Raw genomic sequence first — 20139 nt, 5'->3', positions numbered from 1 at the left:
TGGTCCGTCCCGCACCACGGGACCCAACGCGGAACGTCCGGGGCGTGTGACGCCCGAAACGTGTCGGCGTGTCGCGGCGTGGACCGGTTGTCGGACCGCTATGCTGCCTGGCATGGCCACCCGCGCGCCTAAGACCCCCCAGCGATCCGGCGGCGGCTCTGGGCGGAAGAAGTCGCAGTCCTCAGGCACGAAACAGTCCGCTCGCAAGCCTCCCGCCAAGGGTCCGCTGGCGGCTCTCCTGTACTGGTTCGCCCAAGCGCTGCTCGTCGTGTGGCGCCTCCTCGCCCACACCGTCGGCGGCCTCGCCCGCTCTGTCGGCCGTGGCGCCCGCGACCTGGACCCCGACCTACGTCGGGACGGCGTGGGCCTCGTCCTGTTGGCGCTGGGGATCCTGATCGCCGGCGCTGTGTGGTGGGAGGCCCAGGACAGCCCGCTGCTGGAGTTCACCCGCGCCGTGGTGTACGGCGGATTCGGATGGTTCGCCCCCATCCTGCCGTTGCTGTTCCTCCCCGCCGCCTGGCAACTGATGCGCACCCCCGGCCGGGGACAGGCGGACATCGGTCGCCTCGCCATCGGCTGCACCGCCCTGCTCATGGGTCTGCTCGGCCTGCGCCACATCGGCCACGGCGTCCCGTGGCCGGCGGACGGCCCCGAGAAGATGGAACGCGCTGGTGGACTGATCGGTTTCGTCGCCTCGGGCCCCCTCTCGGCGCTGGTCACCCCCCGCGTGACCGCGGTCCTGCTCGTGCTGCTGGTTCTCTTCGGGATCCTCGTCGTCACGGCGACGCCCATCTACCGCATCCCCGAGCGGGTACGTGACCTCCTCGGCCCACTGATGGCACGGGACGAGAGTCCGGACTCCGGTGCCGACCTGCTGCCGGGCGAGGGAACCGGCGAGAAGAAGCGCCGTCGCCGCAAGCCACCCGTCGAGGAAGCGCAGGCCGAGGCGGAGACGGTCGCTGGCGCCGACGAGCGCCCCTACGACACCCCGGTCGTGTCCGAGGCGGAGGCCGCCCCCACGGCGCCGGACCCCACACCGGCCCCCAAGGAGATGCAGCAGCTCGCCATCCCCGCCCGCGTCGTCGAGGGCGACTACGAGCTCCCGGCGCAGAGCATGCTCAAACCGGGCTCGCCGGTGAAGGCCCGCACGAAGGCCAACGACACCGTCGTGCAGGCGTTGAGCGGAGTCTTCGACGAGTTCAAGATCGACGCGGAGGTCACCGGGTTCACCCGAGGCCCGACCGTGACGCGCTACGAGGTCGAGCTCGGTCCCGCGGTGAAGGTCGAGAAGGTCACGGCGCTGGCGAAGAACATCGCGCTGGCCGTGAAGAGCGCCGAGGTGCGGATCCTGTCCCCGATCCCCGGGAAGTCGGCCATCGGGATCGAGATCCCCAACACCGACAAGGACATCGTCAGTCTGGGCGACATCCTGTCCTCGCCGGCCGCGACCTCCGAGGAGCATCCGCTGCTGGTGGGGCTCGGCAAGGACGTCGAGGGCAGCAACGTCGTCGCCAACCTTGCCAAGATGCCGCACGTCCTGGTCGCCGGTGCCACCGGAGCCGGTAAGTCGACGTGCATCAACGGTCTGGTCACCTCGATCATGATGCGGTCCACACCCGAAGAGGTGCGGCTCGTCCTCATCGACCCCAAACGCGTCGAGCTCACGATGTACGAGGGCATCCCGCACCTGATCACGCCGATCATCACCAGCCCCAAGAAGGCGGCCGAGGCGCTGCAGTGGGTCGTGGGTGAGATGGACCGCCGTTACGACGACCTGGCGGCCTCCGGCTACCGTCACATCAACGACTTCAACGCCGCGGTCCGCTCCAAGGAGCTGACCGCCCCGCCGGGCAGCGAACGGGAATACGAGCCCTACCCCTACCTCGTGGTGATCGTCGACGAACTCGCCGACCTCATGATGGTCGCGCCGCGCGATGTCGAGGACTCGGTCGTGCGGATCACTCAGCTCGCGCGGGCGGCGGGGATCCACCTGGTGCTCGCCACCCAACGTCCGAGCGTGGACGTCGTCACCGGGCTCATCAAGGCCAACGTCCCGTCCCGGCTCGCCTTCGCGACCTCCAGCCTGTCCGACAGTCGGGTCATCCTCGACCAACCGGGCGCGGAGAAACTGGTGGGCAAGGGCGACGCCCTCTTCCTGCCCATGGGCGCCGGGAAGCCGATGCGGCTGCAGAACGCTTGGGTGTCGGAGAAGGAGATCCGGGCGATCGTCGAGCACTGCAAACAGCAGGCCGACCCCGTCTACCGGGATGACGTGGCCACCGGCGAGGCCGCCAAGAAGGAGATCGACGAGGACATCGGCGACGACCTTGACCTGCTCATGCAGGCGGTGGAACTGGTCGTCACCAGCCAGTTCGGCTCCACGTCGATGCTGCAGCGCAAACTGCGGGTCGGGTTCGCGAAGGCCGGGCGTCTCATGGACCTCATGGAGAGCCGCGGCGTCGTTGGTCCCAGCGAGGGCTCCAAGGCGAGAGAGGTGCTCGTCACCCCCGACGACCTCGCCGACGTGCTCTCCTCCCTGAACTGATCTCTCGCGTCGGCCGGGGGCCGATCCCCGGCCTCGGGCCTCGACAGGCCAGAGAACCCCGCCTGGTGGCGATCTGACGTGCCCTGGACGCGTGCGCGAACGGGACGAGGTACGGAGGAAACCACGGAATTGGGCACGGCGGAACCCGGCGAAGAGTGACTTTTTAGTTACATTGAGTGAAGTTGCTGGGGAGGTGCGAAGGGGGCATTCAGGTGACGATCGGGGAAACTCTCGGCGCGGCGCGGCGTCAGATGGGCCTGAGCGTCGAGGAGTTGAGCGAGCGGATCCGGGTCCGCGACCACATCATCGAGGCGATCGAGCGGGACGAGTTCTCCGAGTGCGGCGGTGCCTTCTACGCGCGCGGCCACATCCGGTCCCTCTCCCGGTTTCTCCTGGTCGACGAGGATCCGCTGATCGAGGAGTTCAACGCCACGCACGCGGAGCGGGTCGGACACTCTGTCGAGGAGATCTTCGCCACCCGACGCCGCGGGGCCGCGGCGGAACGCCCACGGGTGCGGTGGACGCTGCTGATGGCGGGCGCCTGTGTCATCGCCGCGGGAGCCGTCGCCGGTTACGGCTACCTCAACGACGACTCCTCCGAGGCGCACACCGCCAGTGCGGTGATCCGCCCTGCGGACGACGCGGACACCGCCGGCAAGGACAGTCCCGCGGCGGAGCCGCGCGAGCACACCAGTGGGGACCAGCCTCCGGACCAGGCGGAGACCGCGGACGACGGCGAGACCGACGACAGTGGGAACAAGGACGCGGACGAGGAAGAGGACGTCACACTGCGCATCCGGGCGGAGGAGCGGACCTGGCTCAGCGTGACCGACAGTTCGGGTGCCGACCTGTTCACCGGCATCATGCTGAACGGCGACGAGCGGGATTGGGCGGACGACGAGGAGCTGAAACTCGTGGTCGGCAACACCAACGGTGTCACCATGGAAGTCAACGACACCGAGCACGAATCCGTCGGCGGATCGGGAGATGTCGCCCACCTCACGCTCACCCCGGAAGGCGTCGAGTAGTCCCCAATCGGTGCCGCGGTGCCGCACGGGGTCCGACGTGGGACTACCCTTGTAGTCTATGGCGCCTTCCCGTACCGTTTCGCTGGTCACTCTCGGATGCGCGCGCAACGAGGTCGACTCCGAAGAACTCGCCGGCCGCCTGAGCGCGGACGGCTGGAACGTCGTCGACCCCGGTGAGCGAGCCGACGTGGTCATGGTGAATACCTGTGGATTCATCGACGCCGCGAAACGGGAGTCCATCGACACCCTGCTCGACGCGTCCGACGATGCCGCGACCGTCGTGGCGGCTGGCTGCATGGCCGAACGCTACGGCTCCGAACTCGCCGAGGCCCTGCCCGAGGCGACGGTGCTGAGCTTCGACGACTACGCCCAGATCTCCGAGCGTCTGGACGACGCACGGGCCGGGCGGAGCCGACCGGCACACGCTCCACGTGACCGCAGGACCCTGCTCCCGATCACACCGGTGGACCGTGCCGCCGCCGACGACGTGCACGTGCCCGGCCACGGCTCCTTCACCAGCCCCGAGCCCTCGGTCCCCGGCCCCGCGTCGGGCCCGCGGATCCCTCGACTGCGCTTCGGTGACGGCCCGGTGGCGAACCTGAAGATCGCCTCGGGGTGCGACCGCCGTTGCTCCTTCTGCGCGATCCCCGCGTTCCGCGGGGCCTACGTCTCCCGTCCGCCCGAGGACGTGCTGGCCGAGGCCGAGTGGCTCGCCGGCCAGGGGGTTCGGGAGCTGTACCTGGTGAGTGAGAACTCCACCTCCTACGGCAAGGACCTGGGGGACCTGCGGGCGTTGGAGAAGCTCCTGCCCCGACTGGCCGAGGTCCCCGGGATCGAGCGCGTCCGCCCGAGCTACCTGCAGCCCGCCGAGATTCGGCCGGGCCTGATCGACGTCCTCACCTCCACCCCGGGCGTGACCCCGTACTTCGACCTGTCCTTCCAGCACGCGGCGGAGCCCGTACTGCGCCGCATGCGGCGTTTCGGTGGCAGCGAGCGGTTCCTGGAGCTGCTCTCGACCATTCGTGCCCGTGCCCCCCACGCCGGGGCGCGCGCGAACTTCATCGTCGGTTTCCCCGGCGAGACCGAGCGCGACGTGGCGGAGCTCGCCGACTTCCTGCGCGAGGCGCGACTGGACGCGATCGGGATCTTCGGGTACTCCGATGAGGAGGGGACCGAAGCGGCGGGACTTGACGACAAGCTCTCAGACGAGATCATTGCCGAACGGGCCAACCAGCTCAACCAACTCGCGGAGGAGCTCATGGCGCAACGTGCGGAGGAACGGATCGGCACCCCCGTCTCCGTCCTCGTCGAGGCGGAGCGCGGCGAGGGATGGTTCGAGGCGCGGGCCGAACACCAGGCGCCGGAGGTCGACGGAGCGACCCTCCTGTACGCCTCCACGCCCTACGCGCCCGGGGACATCGTGTCCGCGACCGTGGTGGGCTCCGACGGAGTGGATCTCACGGCCGAGCCCGACGGCGCCGGTCACCCCGTTGACACCATCGACGACGTCGCGGAGCGCGCGTGAATACTCCGGGCTTCGGAGCGACAGCCCCCCGACCCGTTCCGATTCTCAACATCGCCAACCTGCTGACGCTGGCCAGGTTGGTGCTGGTACCGCTGTTCGTCGTCTGCATGTTCCTGGACGACCCGATCTGGCGGTTCGTGGCCTTCGCGGTCTTCGTGGTGGCCTCGATCACCGACAGGATCGACGGGGAGCTCGCCCGTCGACGCAACCTCGTCACCGACTTCGGTAAGGTCGCCGACCCCATCGCCGACAAGGCCCTCACCGGCGCCGCGCTGGTGGTGCTGTCGGTGCTGGGCGAACTGTGGTGGGCCGTCACCATCGCGATCCTGGTGCGCGAGTGGGGCATCACGGCGCTGCGGTTCGCGGTCATCAGGTACGGGGTCATTCCCGCGAGCCGAGGCGGCAAGCTCAAGACGGTGCTCCAGGTGGTCGCGATCAGCGTCTACCTGTTCCCCCTCCCCGAACCGTTTGCCATCGTCGCCCACGTCACGATGGGCGCCGCACTGGCGGTCACGCTGATCACGGGACTGGACTACGTCGTGCAGGCGTTCCGGCTCTGGCGCGGTTCACGCGGCGGCGGGAAGGCCGTGGGAGCACCCTTCAACCGGCCGGAGGCGCAACCACCGACCGCCTCGTGACACTCGGACAGGGGGAACCGTGACGCACGCCGAGCCGACACCGGACCTGGCGGCCCGCCTACTGCGCGAGCTGACGGAGCGCCGGGCCACGCTCAGCGTGGCCGAGTCCCTCACCGGCGGCCGGATCAGCGCGACGTTGACCTCCGTCCCGGGAGCGTCCGCGTCGTTTCTCGGGGGGATCGTCAGCTACTCCACCCACAGCAAACACCTGCTGCTGGGTGTGGACGCCGACCTGTTGGCGGACCGCGGCGCGGTTGACCCCCAGGTGGCGGTCGCCATGGCCCGCGGGGCACGTGCCGCGCTGGAGGCCGACTGGGCCGTCGCGGTGACCGGTGTCGCCGGCCCTGAACCACAGGACGGTCGGTCCGTGGGCACGGTGTTCGTCGGGTTCGCGGCGCCCGATGGCCGAGAGTGGTCGCGTGAGCTCGATCTGACGGGTAACCGTCGGGAGATCAGGGAACAGACCGTACATAACGCGCTCGCGTCGCTCCTGGAGGCGCTGGACTGGTCACCGGGAAACTACGCTCAGAAATCAATGCACGTCAGAGATGGACGGGACTAAAACCACGGTGGTAGGCGTTATCCCTCCAGCGAACAGTCGAGATCGAGGTGCGACGATCGGAGTCAGGACAGGTACGGTGTCAGTAAGGTTGCTCGCTGAATCTGGGAGGGAGCGCGAATGATGGTCCTGCTTCGTCACCTGCTCGGTGACGTGCTACGGCATCTGCGTCAGCGGCAGGGCCGCACGCTCCGCGAGGTTTCGGCCGAGGCACGGGTGTCCCTCGGGTACCTGTCCGAAGTGGAGCGCGGCCAGAAGGAAGCGTCCTCGGAGCTGCTGGCCTCCATCTGTTCCGCCTTGGGCGTTCCCCTGTCCCAGGTGCTGCGGGACGTCGCGGACCAGCTCGCCCTGGCCGAGCTCCAGGCGGCGCCGCTCATGAGCTCCAGTGTCCCCGCACGTCCGGTGGAACCGGCGGGCGGACTGGGCATCGACGCGGTGCCCGACCGGGTTCCCGAGGAGTGCGCGGACATGGTGGGCGTCTGACACTGGCCCCGGCGGTCTGACCCGCTCCTGGCCCCCACCAGGAGGAGTCCTTTTCGGGCCGGACGTGAACTTCGGACGGTGGCGCGTGGCGTGCGCGGTGGCCCAGATTCCGCGGGGCCTCGTCCCAGCTCGCCGCCCATCACGATTCCCACGAGCACAGCGCGTGTCGTGTCGTCCGCGGACGGCACACGCCACTCTCCCGACCGACACCCGTCCACCGTCGACGGCGAGCGGACCCGTCCCACGGCGGCGCGATCGACGACGCGCGGGACGCCGCTCCCCAGCGGGGCTGGTGAGCGCGGGCAGCGGATCTGTTTCCTCTCGAGGAACAGGGGCACGACATGGCCGGGTCGAACGCCGCTCGCCGGCACGCCGCGGTACACATCCCTCGGGGCGACGCGACGCGATGGCGCCACGAGGAGGTCCCACCGTGGTTCGCTGATCCTCACGACCAGAGCCGCCATGAGACGCGGCCCGCCGTTGGCGGTGGCCGCGCGGGGTGAGCGCGGAGGCGCCGCGGCCGCGACGTCCTCCGTTGCGCACGGGCGTGCGGTACGACGCGCCGAACGGCCGACGCCCCCGAGCCACGTGCGCCACGGGTTCGTTCGCCCGCCGATCAGCTCGTCCAGGACTCCGGGTTCGCGGTGAACGCGCTCACGGTCTCCGGAAGGTGGCCCGAGGCGATATCGGCGAGTGTGACGCTCTCCAGGATGGCGCGTTCGCTCGCGCGCAGCGCGATCCACACCTGCTGCAACGCTCGGGCGGCCCCGCCGTAGTCCACGTGTTCGGGGCGTTCGCCTCGAACGTTGGCCAGGGGGCCGTCCACCGCCCGCATCACGTCCGCCATCGAGATCTCGGTGGCGGGACGGGCGAGCCAGTAACCACCGACCGGGCCGCGCTGGCTGCGCACCAGCCCGGCCCGTCGCAGTTGGGTCAGGATGTTCTCCAGGAACTTGCCGGGGATCTCCTGGGCCCGGGCAAGCTGCTCGGCCGTGACCGGCCCCTCACCGCCGGCCGCCAACTCGGCGGCGGCGCGCAGCGCGTAGTCCACTCGTGCCGACAGACGCATGCGGACCTACCCGGCCACCATGGTGGAGCCGGTGCGACCCACCGTGGGCACCGGGGACAGCGGGACGGCGCGAGCGGTCACCTGAACACTCCTTTGGTCGGGTGCCTGTCAGCCTACCCGGCTCGAGTCGCCGCCGGCTCGCAGCACCTCCGCGGCCCCGCGCGCGTTGACCCGCGAAGCGCCGTAGGTGCGGACGTAGGCACGGGCGTCGGGCCGCCACACGGGGAACCCCATCTCCACCACCACGACGTCCGACCGCAGCGCGCACACCTCCTGGACCAGGTCACGGGTGCGCGGAAACCGGTGGGCGTCCCGAAGGACGAGCACCAAGGTCCGTTCGCCCGCACCGGTGGCGATCTCCTCCGCGGTGGTGCGGGCGGCGTCCCGGCGCACGCTCGCGGGGAAGTGGCTCCCCAGCCCCCACGGCACCTGGCCGACGGCGGCCATCGGTGGGGCGTCGAGCTCGACCACGTACGGGTCGTCGAGAGCGGGCAGTTCCCCGTCGACGCGAATGGCGCGGCGGGCGCTCACGAGGCTGACCTCAGTGTCCGGCCCTCCGGTGGCGGGGCTCGGGAGTTCGGTGCCGAGCTCGGTCGAGCGCCGCGCGGCGCTCTCGAGACGTTCCCCGGGGATCCGCCCCTCCCTCACCGCCTCGACGATGGCGTGGCGGACGGCGGCGACGTCGTCGTCGAAGACCCACCGCCCCAGGCACAGCAGGTCACAACCCGCGGCGATCGCGCGAACGGCTGCCTCGGGAACCCCGATCTCGCCGGACGCCCCCTTCATCTCCAGTGCGTCGGTGATGACCGTCCCGGCGAAACCGAGCTGGTCTCGGAGGAGCCCGGTGACGATGGCCGGTGCATGGGTCGCCGGTCCGGTCACGCCCAGTCCGGGGAACTGGATGTGGGCGGTGAGCACGGCACGGACACCGGCGTCGATCGCGGCGACGAAGGGGAGCAGGTCGCGGCGGGCGAGCAGGTCGGCGTCACCGTCGACGATGGGGAGTTCGGTGTGGGAGTCGGTGCGGGTGGCGCCGTGGCCCGGGAAGTGCTTCGCGCAGGCGGCCACACCGGCCTCCTGGAGTCCGGCGATCGCCGCCGCGGCCTGTCGAGCGACGACCTCCGGGTCGGAGCCGAAGGAGCGGGTCCCGATCGTGGGGTTGTCGTCGGCGACGTTGACGTCGACCGAGGGGGCGAGATCCAGCGTGACGCCGAGGCCGCGCAGTTCCAGTCCCATCGACCGCATCACGCTTCGGGTGAGGTCCGGGTCGTCGATGGCCCCCAACGCGCAGTTGCCGGGGTAGTTGCTGCCCGTGTCGTGGGCGATGCGCGTGACGTCGCCTCCCTCCTCGTCGAGGGTGATCGTCGCGGCGCCAGCGTCGCGCAGTTGCCGCGTCAGCGCCGTGAGCTGTTCCGGTCCGGTGATGTTGTTGGAGAACAGGCAGACGCCGCCGACTCCGCTGTCCAGCGCGTCCAACAGCCACCGGGGCGGCGTCGCGTTCGCGAACGACGGCAGCAGGGTGGCGTTGACGAGACGCTCCAGAGATGGGTCCGTGTGCACGGTAACTCCCGTTCCGCAGGTGGTGGATCGTTGAGGCTGTCATGAGTGGTGCAGGCGGGGGGATGGCCTGGCCTCACCCCTTGACGGCGCCAAGGGTGAGGCCGGCGACGAGGCGTCTTTGGACGAAGAGGAAGAACAGCATCACCGGGACCGTGAGGAGCGTCGACGCCGCCATGATGGCACCCCACTCCGTGGTGACGCGGCCGAAGTAGAACCGTAGTGAGACCGGGAGGGTGTAGCTGCCGGACGAGTTCTGCAGGAACGTGTAGGCGACGAGGAACTCGTTCCACGCGGTGATGAACGCGAAGATGCTGGCCGCCACCAGCCCCGGGGCGACGAGCGGCATCATCACGCGCCAGAAGATGGTCCACCGACTGGCCCCGTCGATCGCCGCGGCCTCCTCGAGTTCCGGAGGGACCGCCGCGACGAAACTGCGCATCATCAGGATGGTGATCGGAAGCGCGACCGTGGTGTAGACGATGATGACGCTGCTCAGGTTGCCGAGAAGCGAGATGTCCAGTGCCTGGCCCACGGAGTGGAAGTTGACGAAGAGCGTGATGATCAACGCCTCCACCGGCACCATCTGGATGAGGAGCAGCAGGAGGATGAACGCTGTGCGCAGCTTGAACTTGAACCGTGCGACGGCCATCGCGGCCAACATGGCGAACAGCGCGGCCACCGCGACCGAACCCAGCGTCACGATCAGGCTGTTGCCGAGGAACGACCAGAAGGTGGTCTCGGGAATCAGCACCCCGGACAGGACACGCTGGAAGTGCTCCAGGGTGAGCTCCCGGGGGATGAGCGAGGGTTCCCTGGTGAAGATCTCGCTGTTGGGCTTGAGGGCCGTGGACAGGATCCAGTACACGGGGAACAACGCGAAGATCATCACCGCGACGGCGCCGGTGTAGGCACCGACCTGGCCGAGGATGTGCCTGAGGCGATAGACGTTCATCGAACCTCCCCCTGCCGGACCATGATGCGGATGTAGTACGCCGTGATCCCGAGTACGAGCACCGTCATCACCACGGAGATCGCCGACCCCATCCCGTAGTTCTGTGGGGTGGAGGCGAAGCCGAGCTGGTAGGCGTAGTACGGCAGGAGGAAGATCTCGCGGTTGCTGAAGCCGCCGGCCAGGATGAAGAGCTGGGTGAAGATGCGGAAGTCCCAGATCACCTGCAGGACGATCAGCAGCGCGAACAGCGGCCGCAGGATGGGAACCGTGACGCGCCAGAAGGTCTGCCAGCGGCTCGCGCCGTCGACACGTGCCGCTTCGTACAGCTCGTTGGGGACACTCTTGAGCCCCGCGAGGACCGTCACGGCGACGAACGGGAAGGCCTGCCAGACAACGGTCAGGATCAGCACCGAGAAGAACGGCACCGGGTCGTTGAGCCAGTTGAAGTCGGACCAGTTCGATCCGACCAGCCAGTTCGGCAACGCGTCGAGTACCGGGTTCACCAGGCCGTAGCGGCTGTCGAACATCCAGCGGTGCACGATCGCCGCGCTGATGATCGGGGTGGCCCAGGCCAGCATCAAGGTGGTACCGACGGTGGCCTGCAGCCAGTTGGGGAGTCGGTTCATCAGTAGGCCGACGAGAGTGCCGAGCACCATGGTGATGAACACCATGAGCAGGCACACCAGGACGGTGTTACGGAAGATCGTCCAGAAACGTTCGTCGGTGAGGATGAAGAGGTAGTGCTGGAAGTTGTTCCACTCGGGCTCACGCGCGCCGGTGACCTCGGGGAGGCTGTAACGGTGCAGCGACATCCAGACCATGTGGACGATCGGCCACACCAGGACGACGACGAGCAGCGTGAACGAGGGAGCGAGAAGGGCGTAGGGGGTGAGGCGGCGCCGACGGGCGAGCCCGCGGCCCCCGGGGGCGGGTTTCGCCCGTCCCCCGGAGGCACGGTCCCGTGGATCCGCGGCTGGTGCGCGATCCCCCGTGACGCGTCCCTTCCGCACCCCGCCGCGCCAGGCGCGGTGCTTGTCCGGCTGATCCACGGGACACCTTCCTCGCTGGTCAGTCGACGGGGCGGTTGAGGGCTTCGTCCAGCTCCTCGTCCGCCTCGGCGAGAACAGTGTCGGAGTCCTCGCCCTCGGCGAGGCGCAGTGCCGCGTTCTGCAGCGTGGCCAGTTCCCACTGCACGTGGCCCCAGTTGGGGGTCTCGGGGAGTGCGCGGAGTTCACCCATGGCCTGGGTGGCGGCGCCGCCCTGGATGGGGTCGTCCTGGAACTCGGCGCTGTCGAGCAGTTCCTCGTACGGCGGGAAGAAGTCCGCGAGCTGGGCGTAGGCCAGACTGTTGTCCTCGTTGTTCAGCAGGGTGAGGTAGTCGAAGGCGGCATGGGGGTACTCGGTGGTCGCCCACACCGCCAGGTCGGACCCGCCGGCGAACGCGGGAGCGATCCCGTCCCGACCCGGAATGGGCGCGGTGGCCCAGGAGTCGTCCGTCGACCCGTCGCTCAGCTCCGCGAGCTGGGCCCGAGCCCAGGGGCCGTCGATGAACATGCCGAGGTCACCGTTGACGAAGTCGGCGTGGGCACAGTCGACCTCGTTGGCTCCGGCGCACGCCGAGGGGGAGATGCCGTCGACGGTGAGGCTCGCGTAGAACTCGAGTGCCTCAGTGGTCTCCGGAGAGCTAAGCCGCCCGCTCCACTCCTCACCCTCCTGGACCGCGATCTCGCCGCCGGCACTCCAGATGAAGCTGGCGATGCCGTTGACGAAGTCGGTGGGCGCGGCGAAGCCGTTCGCCCCGTACTCGTCGTCGATGGCCTCAGCCACGTCGACGAGCTCGTCCCAGTTCTCCGGGGGGTCGGCGTCGAGTTCGTCCAGCCAGTCGCTGCGGTACCACAGCGCTCGGACGCCACTGAACCACGGAAGGCTGTACTGCACGCCGTCGACCGTTCCGTTGGCGAAGGCGTCTTCCAGGACCGCGTCGCGCAGTTCCCACTCCTCGGCCATGTCGGTGATGTCGTAGAGCGCCCCGGCCTCCGCCCAGCGGGCGACCTGGTCGTTGCCGATCTCCACGAGGTCCGGTCCACCGTCGACCATCGCGGTGGTGAAGCGGTTCTCGAAGTCGTCCCAGGGAATCCACACCACGTCGATCTCGGTGTCCGGGTACTGTTCCTGGAACTCCGCCGCGATGTCGTCGTGGTACTCCAGGTACTCGTCGGTGGAGTCACCCATCCGCCAGACTTCCAGGGTGTCCGGGGCCTCGCCGGACTGCTCTCCGCCGTTATCGTCGGAGCCGCACGCGCTCAGCAGGAGCAGAGCTGCTGTCGCTGTCGCGCCGACCTTCAGGGGTCTCATGCCATGACCTCCATCTGCCTGAACCCGATGGCTCGACGGCGGTTCCCGATGTGGTTGGCCGGCGAGGGTGCGGGTGCTTCGATCAGGGTCTCCGTGCGTGTGCACGGTGTAAGCGAGAGGTGGGGGGCGTCCGATATGTCGGGACCCGGCTCTCAGGCTGCTGTGGCGTGCGGATAAAGTAACAAGAAACTTTCCTAATAAATAGGGATGGGGGAGTCACAGATATGTCTCGACGCCCGGGCACACCGAGCCTCCTGCGGCAACTCAACGACCGGGCCGCCCTGGAGCTACTGCTGGCGTCGGGACCGATGACCCGTACCCAGGTGGGTGCGGCGACCGGTCTGTCCAAGGTGACCGCGGCGCAGCTCCTGACCCGGCTCCAGGAGCGCAACCTCGTCCACGTCGTCGGGGCCAGAGCGGGCAGCCGCGGACCCAACGCCGCGCTGTACGCCGTCGTCCCGTCCAGCGCCTACGTCGCGGCGTTGGACGTCGGACCGACGGAGGTCACGACCAGCGGCCCGGGACAGGTCACCGCCGCCATCGCCGACATCACCGGCGAAGTGGTCACCGAGCGACGGGTCGACCTGGCGGGGGCCGAGAACCCGGTGGCCGTGGTGCACACGGCGGTGATGCGATTGGTCGAGGGCGCGTCCATCCCGCTCGACCGCCTGTTGTCGTTCGCCATCGCCACCCCCGGCGTGGTGGATCCGCGAACCGGCGACCTGCGCTTCTCGTTCAACCTGCCGTCCTGGCACGAGGGAATCCTGGAACGGCTCCGTGCGGACTTGAACCGATCGGTGTTCATCGAGAACGACGTGAACCTCGCCGCCTACGCCGAGCGTTCCGAGGGCGTCGCCCGGAACAGTGAGGACTTCGTCCTGATCTGGATCGCCGGCGGAGTCGGCATGGCGATCACGCTCGGGGGGAGGCTGCACCGCGGCCACTCCGGCGGCGCCGGTGAGATCGGCTGGCTCCCGATTCCGGGAGCCCCCATGCCCGAGGACGTCGGGCTTCCCGACGGCTACCGCACCCACCGGGAACCCGGTAGTGCGGAGACACTGCGCTTCGGTCTGCAGTCACTCATCGGCCATCCGGCCGTCCTCGACCTCGCACGTGACCACGGCCTGGACGCCAGCAGCGTCGAGAACGCCGTCGCCGCCGCACAGGGCGACCCCGAGAACGGTGACGCCTTCCTCAACGAGATCGCCCGCCGTATCGCCCGCGCCGTGACCTCAGTCAGCGTCATACTCGACCCCGGGCTCGTCGTTCTCGGCGGCGACCTCTCCCACGCTGGAGGCGACGACCTCGCCCACCGCGTCCGCCGTGAGGCCGGCCGCCTCGGCCTGAACACCCCAGACGTCCGCATCAGCGAAGTCCACGGCAACCCCGCCCTCAGAGGAGCCCTCCTGGCCGCCCTGGACACCGCCCGCGAGGACCTCTTCGCCGACGGGTGAGACGACGGCCACCGGCCGCGTTTCCACACGACCACGGATCGGTACGCCACCGGCCCAATGGGGAGCGGTGCGATCACGAGCTCCGGATCTCGGTGACCCCCAGGTTCCACCGGCGAGACCGACGACACAAGGTGAGGGCGGTCATCGCCCGCGTCCCGCCGGTGTACGGGGCCGGGCGAATCACCCCAAGGTGTCCAGGCGGATTTGAAGGCTTTCTCTGCTCTGCGCACGTATGGCATGGCCGTGATCACGGGGCTGGCCGCCCAGTCGACCACGGGTGTCACCGGGATCCATCAGGTTCCCGCGTCGTTCGTGGCCGAGCAGTTGGACACCCTGTTCACCGACGTCCGTGAACTGCTCCTCCCACGGGTCGACCTCCTCACCCCCAACCTTCCCGAGACAGGCGAACTACTCGGAGAACGACCCGGCCAAGACCTCACCACCGCCGCGGAACAAGGACAACGCCTCCTCCAACAAGGCGCGAAACAAGTCCTCGTCAAAGGCGGCCACCTCGGCGGCCAATCCAGCACCGACCTATGGATCCGCCCCAACACCGAACCCATCGCCCTCTCCGCCGAACGCATCTCCACCAAAAACACCCACGGAACCGACTGCCCCGATGGTGGGCTCCCGCAGGGTCTGACTCCTCCAAGGCACTCCGGAGCCGACGACTGCCCCGTCCGCGGCTTCGGCGCCGCCCAGGTTGAGGACGTGAACCTGCCGGCGACGCGCGGACCCGGCCGCGACGGGACACCAAATCCTCCGTTCGCTCCGTGGCGTCGGTGGCGCCAACGGTGCGTTCATCGTGGGATATGGACCGGCGGAACCCACGTGTCTGGTGCTCGCGGACGCGGTCGGGGACTGCCTCGTCCCGCTGGGGGGGCACCGTTCGGACTCTCCTGGCGCCACCGGTGTGACGCCCCGGGACGCGACCGTATCGGGGATCGGGGTCCACCGGGCAAGACCTTGGGAGTGGACCGGAGCTGGAGCTTGGGCCCCGTGGCGACGACGGCGGTCGCCACGAATCCTCACACGCGCACCCGCATCGCCTTGGGCGTGGCATGGAAACCGGCCGCCGTGAGGGCGGTGGCGAGCAGCGTGTCGAACACCGGGCCGCCGTCGGCGCGTTCGATGGCGATGGACTCGACCTGACCGGCCGTGGGGAGGGCTGCCAGGGCCCGGGCGGCGCGTTCCAGCCGGTCAGGATCATCGGTGAACGTGAGGACGCTCCGTCCGCCGGGTTCCAGGTACAGCAGCAGGTCACCATCGTCGAGCACCACCATCGCGCCCGCCTTACGGGCCGGACGCCCGCCCGGGGCCTCGCGCTGGGGCCACGGCACCGCCGCCCCGTAGGCGTTCGCCGGATCCGCCGCGCCGAGCACGAGGGGGCTCTCCGCCGTCGCCTCCGCGTTCGCGCGCAGCCGCTCCACCGCCCCAGGAAGGGCGAACTGCGCCGCGCCCAGCCCGGAGACGAAGTATCCCCGACGGATCCGGCCCGCCTCCTCCATCTCCCGCAGGATCCGATAGTCGGGCAGGAACGTCCCTGGTGTGCCTCCGGTGCTGGCACGGGTGAGGACACCGAAACGGTCCAGCAACGCGGAGACCTGGGCATGGGCACGTCGCGTCGGGTCGGCCTCCCGCTGGGGGACCGCCCACCACCGGCCCGCCGCCGTCGCCGGTCCGGAGCGCGTCGGCATCCGTGGACGGCCGCGAACCGCGCGACCCCTGGGAGTGGCGTGCAAGGACGCCCGCAACGGCGCCAGCGTGTCGTTGCCGACCAATCCCGCCCACACCGCGTCCCACAGCGCCCTGACCACCTCGACGTCGGTCACCGCGCGACTGCCCAGCTCCGAGGTCACCCGATCCACCACGTCGCGGAAGAACCGCGCGCCACCATCGGCCAACGCCCCCAACACCGCGCCGTGCAGGGGCGTACTCGGCAACCGCCCCGGATCCGGAAGGAGCTCGGCCGCCGAGCCCACCGGCACCAGGCACACCCACCCGTCGCTGCCCGGCAGCGCTCCCGCACCGGTCCACAGCACCTCGCCCGCCGACGTCAGCTCGTCGAGCATCGCCGGAACGTAGTCGCGCACCCGCGACGGGAGGACCAGGGACTCCAAACTCGACGCCGGGACGGGCTGGCCACCCAGGGACTCCACGGCCCGCAGTACCGCGTCCGGACCCTCCAACCGGGAGGGACCCACGTGCTGCCACCGCGTCGTGAACCGCGCCAACGCTCGCTGGCTCACCGGTTCCACCTCGCGCCGCAGCCGAGCGATGGACCGACGCCGCAGCATCCGCAGGACGTCGGTGTCGCACCACTCCACGCCACGTCCACCGGGCCGGAACTCACCCTCCGTTGTCCGCCCCTCACCCGAGAGCCGACGCAGTGCGGCCTCCACGTCCGCCGAGTCCACGCCGAACCGGCCCGCCACCTCCCCGACCGTGAACGGGCCGCGCGTGCGGGCGAACCGCGCCAACTCCACCTCCAACGCGTCCGGCGGAGCCGCGGGCGCACCCACGACGTCCGGCACATCCGCGTCGAACGCCGAGCGCAGGCGCGGCGCGTCATCGGCGAAGGCCCACATCTCCACCCCCGCGACCCCCACCCGCACCGCGCGCCGTTCCCGCTCCAGCTCCGCCAACCACTCCGCGCCACCACCCCGCTCGACCACCTCCGCGACCGTCAACGGCCCCACCTCGCGCAGCAGGTCGGCCGTCTCCTCAACACCACGCACGCCCCACCCCGGCGCGGTCCGCCGCAACTCGGCGTCCACCTCCGCCACCACGTCCGCGTCCAGCAACTCCCGCAGCTCCACGTGCCCCAGCAGCTCACTCAGCAGCTCGGTGTCCAGGGTGAGGGCCCTGGCCCGACGTTCGGCCACCGGCGCGTCATCCTCGTACAGGAAACTCGCCGTGTACTCCAGCAGCAGCGACTGCGCGAACGGAGACGCCCGCGGGGTCTCCACCTCCACCAGGCGCGCCCGACGGGTCTGGAAATCGCGCATCAGCCCCACCAGCGTCGCCACGTCGAAGTCGTCCGCCAGGCACTCCCGTACGGCCTCCACCAGGATCGGGAACGACTCCCGCGCCGCGGCCGCGGCCAACAACTGCCCCGAACTCAACCGTTGCTGCCACAGCGGCATCCGTTTGCCCGGCTGGCGCGGCTCCAACAGCAAGGCCCGCGCGGCACACTCCCGGAACCGTGACGCCAACAGCGCCGACCCCTCCAGGGCGCGCGTCACCACCGACTCCACGTCCTCGGGCGCCACCACCAGCTCGTCCACCAGCCCACGCAACGAGGCGGACGAGTCCCCCAGGTCGGGCAGGCGCAGGATCAGGCCGTCGTCACCGTGCACGACCTGAGCGTCCATCCCGTAGCGGCTGCGCATCCGTTCGGAGAGCGCCAATGCCCATGGCGCGTGCACCCGCGCCCCCAACGGCGAATGGACCACCACCCGCCAGTCACCCATCTCGTCACGGAAGCGCTCCACCACGATCGTCTGGTCGTCGGGCAGCGCCCCGGTCGCCGCACGCTGCGCCGCCACGTAGTCGGCCAGGTTCCGCGCGGCCCATTCGCCCAACCCGCCGTCCTCAGCGCGGCGCAGCAAGGCGTCCTCCTCCAACCCGCCCAGCTCCCGCACCAGCCCACCCAGCGCGCGTCCCAGCTCGGCCGGCCGCCCCATCGCGTCCGCCCGCCAGAACGGCAGCCGTCCCGGACGGCCGGGCGCTGGCGACACGACCACCCGGTCCGGCGTGATCTCCTCGATCCGCCACGAACTCGCCCCCAGCACGAACACGTCGCCGACCCGCGACTCGTGCACCATCTCCTCGTCCAGCTCGCCCACGCGCGTCGGCCCCGCACCCCCACCGGAGAGATACACGCCGTACAGCCCGCGGTCGGGGATCGTGCCGCCACTGGTGACCGCGACCCGTTGCGACCCGGGACGCCCCCGCAGCAGGTCCTGTTCGCGGTCCCACACCAGACGCGGGCGCAGCCGACCGAAGTCGCCGGAGGTGTCCCGCCCCGCCAGCATGTCCAGAACCGACTCCAGGGCGCTTTCCGGCAGCTCCGCGTAGGGGTACGCGCGCCGGACCAGCGCCGCCACGTCATCGACCCGCCACGTGTCCATCGCGACCATCGCCACGATCTGCTGCGCGAGCACGTCCAACGCGTTACGCGGGACCCTCAGCTCCTCGATCGCCCCAGCGACCATCCGTTCGGCGACCACCATCGTCGTCAGCAGGTCACCGCGCGACGTGGGAAACAGGACCCCGCGCGAGGCCGTGCCCACCTGGTGCCCGGCCCGCCCCACCCGCTGCAGCCCACTCGCCACCGACGGCGGGCTCGCCACCTGGACCACCAGATCGACCGCGCCCATGTCGATGCCCAACTCCAGGCTGGACGTCGCCACCACCGCCGGCAGGCGCCCCTCCTTCAGCTCCGCCTCGATCCCGGCCCGTTCCGACTTCGACACCGAACCGTGGTGCGCCCGGGCCACCACGCGCTCCGCGCCGGCGGCCTGCCCGGACATACCCATCACCTGGGCCGGGACCGCCCGCGTGTCCGCGGCCTCGGTCGCCAACTCGTTCAACCGCCCACACAGGCGTTCGGCGACCATCCGCGCGTTGACGAACACGATCGACGACGTGTGCGCGTCCACCAGGTCCAGCACGCGCTTCTCCACGTGCGGCCACACCGATCGCCGCGCCTTCGTCGCCGTGTCGTCCCGGCGCGACGGATCGACCGCCTCCTCCGGACGCGACAGATCCGGAACGGGCACCTCGATCCGCAGGTCGAGGTTGGGCCGGTGCGGCGGCGCGACCACGGTCGTCCGGCGACGCCCGTCCGCGCCGCGGCCACTCAGGAACCTGGCGACCTCCCCGATCGGGCGGACCGTCGCCGACAGGCCGATGCGCTGCGCCGGTCGCCCCAGCAGCGCGTCCAACCGCTCCAGGCTGACGCTGAGATGCACGCCGCGCTTCGTGCCCGCCAACGCGTGCACCTCGTCCACGATCACGGTCTCCACGCCCGCGAGGCCGGACCGTGCCTGTGACGTCAGCACCAGGAACAGCGACTCCGGCGTGGTGATCAGCACGTCGGGCGGGTGGCGGGCGAGGGTCCTGCGTTCGTTGGCCGGGGTGTCGCCGGTCCGTACGGCCGTACGCACGTCGGACATCTCCACGCCCCGCTCCCGCGCCGTCGCCTGGAGCCCGGCCAGCGGTAGGCGCAGGTTACGCTCCACGTCCGTCGCGAGCGCCTTCAGCGGCGACACGTACAGCACACGGCAGCGGCGCGCGGGCTCCTCCGGTTCCGGTCGGTGGGTGAGCTGGTCCAAGCCCCACAGGAACGCCGCGAGCGTCTTGCCCGAACCCGTGGGCGCCACGACCAGAGCGTCGTCACCCGTGCTGATGGCCCGCCAGGCCTCGGCCTGGGCAGGGGTGGCACCCCCGGGAAACGCGCCCGTGAACCAGGCGCGCGTCACCTCGGAGAACGGGGCAAGGGCATCGTCGGCGGAGTCAGACTGGGTGCTCATGTCGATCCAGTGTGGCCGGCCGGCGTGACAACGGGCGCGCGACTCCCCGATGTGACAGGTGCCCGACCAGGTGTGATCCTGGGAGGATCATGCGACTCTCCCAACTGTGGCAACGGATGTACGAGCAGTTCGGCGAGGCCTACGCCGAGAGCCTCGCCAAGGACTACGTGATCGAGTCACTCGGCTCGCGCACCGTGAACCAGGCCCTCGCCGACGGCGTGGCCGCGAAGGAGGTATGGCGCGCGGTGTGTGACACATTCGGCCTGCCCAGCACCGTGCGCTGATCTCCCCCGACCCCTGGAGGCTCCGACCGCCCGCGACCACAGGCGGCCTGACATCGAACACCCCATCGAACAGAAGTTCGGGTATGCTGTGCGAGCGATCGGCGCCCTGGGTGGCGTCCCTCGACGGCCCCCGCCGGCCGTCCACACCTG

The 20139-nt window shown here is 70.1% G+C and carries 14 protein-coding genes and 1 pseudogene; 9 read left to right on the top strand and 6 right to left on the bottom strand.

Annotated features, from left to right (window positions below):
- Positions 1–112: 112 nt before the first annotated feature.
- From J4H86_RS07985 to J4H86_RS07960, 6 genes are all read left to right on the top strand, one after another.
- On the top strand, positions 113–2545 hold the full coding sequence (locus J4H86_RS07985; RefSeq protein ID WP_236542867.1) for a DNA translocase FtsK: 2433 nt from the start codon (positions 113–115) through the stop codon (positions 2543–2545).
- 212 nt (positions 2546–2757) lie between these two features.
- Positions 2758–3573, top strand: coding sequence for a helix-turn-helix domain-containing protein (locus J4H86_RS07980; protein ID WP_236542866.1), 816 nt, complete (start codon positions 2758–2760; stop codon positions 3571–3573).
- 58 nt (positions 3574–3631) lie between these two features.
- A complete protein-coding gene (rimO, locus tag J4H86_RS07975) occupies positions 3632–5098 on the top strand; it encodes a 30S ribosomal protein S12 methylthiotransferase RimO (protein WP_236542865.1) in 1467 nt (488 codons plus the stop codon).
- Positions 5095–5736: a CDP-diacylglycerol--glycerol-3-phosphate 3-phosphatidyltransferase gene (gene pgsA, locus J4H86_RS07970; protein ID WP_236542864.1), complete on the top strand. Its 642-nt coding sequence runs from the start codon at positions 5095–5097 to the stop codon at positions 5734–5736. The genes rimO and pgsA overlap by 4 nt, the downstream gene beginning before the upstream one ends.
- Before the next feature lie 19 nt (positions 5737–5755).
- On the top strand, positions 5756–6298 hold the full coding sequence (locus tag J4H86_RS07965; protein WP_236542863.1) for a CinA family protein: 543 nt from the start codon (positions 5756–5758) through the stop codon (positions 6296–6298).
- A 117-nt stretch (positions 6299–6415) separates the two neighbouring features.
- The gene (locus J4H86_RS07960; protein WP_236542862.1) at positions 6416–6778 is read left to right on the top strand and encodes a helix-turn-helix domain-containing protein; all 363 of its coding nucleotides are present in this window, start codon (positions 6416–6418) and stop codon (positions 6776–6778) included.
- Between the two features lie 616 nt (positions 6779–7394).
- Here the strand turns inward: J4H86_RS07960 and J4H86_RS07955 are convergent.
- The 5 genes from J4H86_RS07955 to J4H86_RS07935 all read right to left on the bottom strand — a co-directional run bounded on the left by J4H86_RS07955 (position 7395) and on the right by J4H86_RS07935 (position 12714).
- Complete coding sequence (locus J4H86_RS07955) at positions 7395–7847, bottom strand: RrF2 family transcriptional regulator (protein WP_236542861.1); 453 nt, start codon at positions 7845–7847, stop codon at positions 7395–7397.
- Between the two features lie 108 nt (positions 7848–7955).
- Complete coding sequence (locus tag J4H86_RS07950) at positions 7956–9407, bottom strand: glycoside hydrolase family 3 N-terminal domain-containing protein (RefSeq protein ID WP_236542860.1); 1452 nt, start codon at positions 9405–9407, stop codon at positions 7956–7958.
- Positions 9408–9480: 73 nt separating this feature from the next.
- Complete coding sequence (locus J4H86_RS07945) at positions 9481–10359, bottom strand: carbohydrate ABC transporter permease (RefSeq protein ID WP_236542859.1); 879 nt, start codon at positions 10357–10359, stop codon at positions 9481–9483.
- Positions 10356–11369, bottom strand: coding sequence for a carbohydrate ABC transporter permease (locus J4H86_RS07940; protein WP_394356506.1), 1014 nt, complete (start codon positions 11367–11369; stop codon positions 10356–10358). The genes J4H86_RS07945 and J4H86_RS07940 overlap by 4 nt, the downstream gene beginning before the upstream one ends.
- Positions 11370–11427: 58 nt before the next feature.
- Positions 11428–12714 (bottom strand): extracellular solute-binding protein, encoded by a 1287-nt coding sequence (locus J4H86_RS07935; protein ID WP_236542857.1) that lies wholly within the window; start codon positions 12712–12714, stop codon positions 11428–11430.
- A gap of 224 nt (positions 12715–12938) precedes the next feature.
- Between J4H86_RS07935 and J4H86_RS07930 the strand changes: the two genes are divergently transcribed.
- On the top strand, positions 12939–14168 hold the full coding sequence (locus tag J4H86_RS07930) for an ROK family transcriptional regulator (protein ID WP_236542856.1): 1230 nt from the start codon (positions 12939–12941) through the stop codon (positions 14166–14168).
- Positions 14169–14369: 201 nt separating this feature from the next.
- Positions 14370–14771 (top strand): annotated as a pseudogene (gene thiD / locus J4H86_RS07925) (bifunctional hydroxymethylpyrimidine kinase/phosphomethylpyrimidine kinase); the annotation flags it as partial.
- A 425-nt stretch (positions 14772–15196) separates the two neighbouring features.
- Here the strand turns inward: thiD and J4H86_RS07920 are convergent.
- Positions 15197–19705, bottom strand: a complete 4509-nt coding sequence (locus J4H86_RS07920; RefSeq protein WP_236542855.1) for a DEAD/DEAH box helicase — start codon at positions 19703–19705, stop codon at positions 15197–15199.
- 89 nt (positions 19706–19794) lie between these two features.
- Here J4H86_RS07920 and J4H86_RS07915 point away from each other — a divergent pair, with 89 nt between their 5' ends.
- Positions 19795–19989: a DUF3046 domain-containing protein gene (locus tag J4H86_RS07915; protein ID WP_236542854.1), complete on the top strand. Its 195-nt coding sequence runs from the start codon at positions 19795–19797 to the stop codon at positions 19987–19989.
- Positions 19990–20139 lie beyond the last annotated feature (150 nt).

The organism is Spiractinospora alimapuensis (assembly GCF_018437505.1).
Taxonomy (GTDB): Bacteria; Actinomycetota; Actinomycetes; order Streptosporangiales; family Streptosporangiaceae; genus Spiractinospora; species Spiractinospora alimapuensis.
Note: the sequence above shows the minus strand (reverse complement) of the source record. Positions and strands in the feature narration are given on the sequence as shown.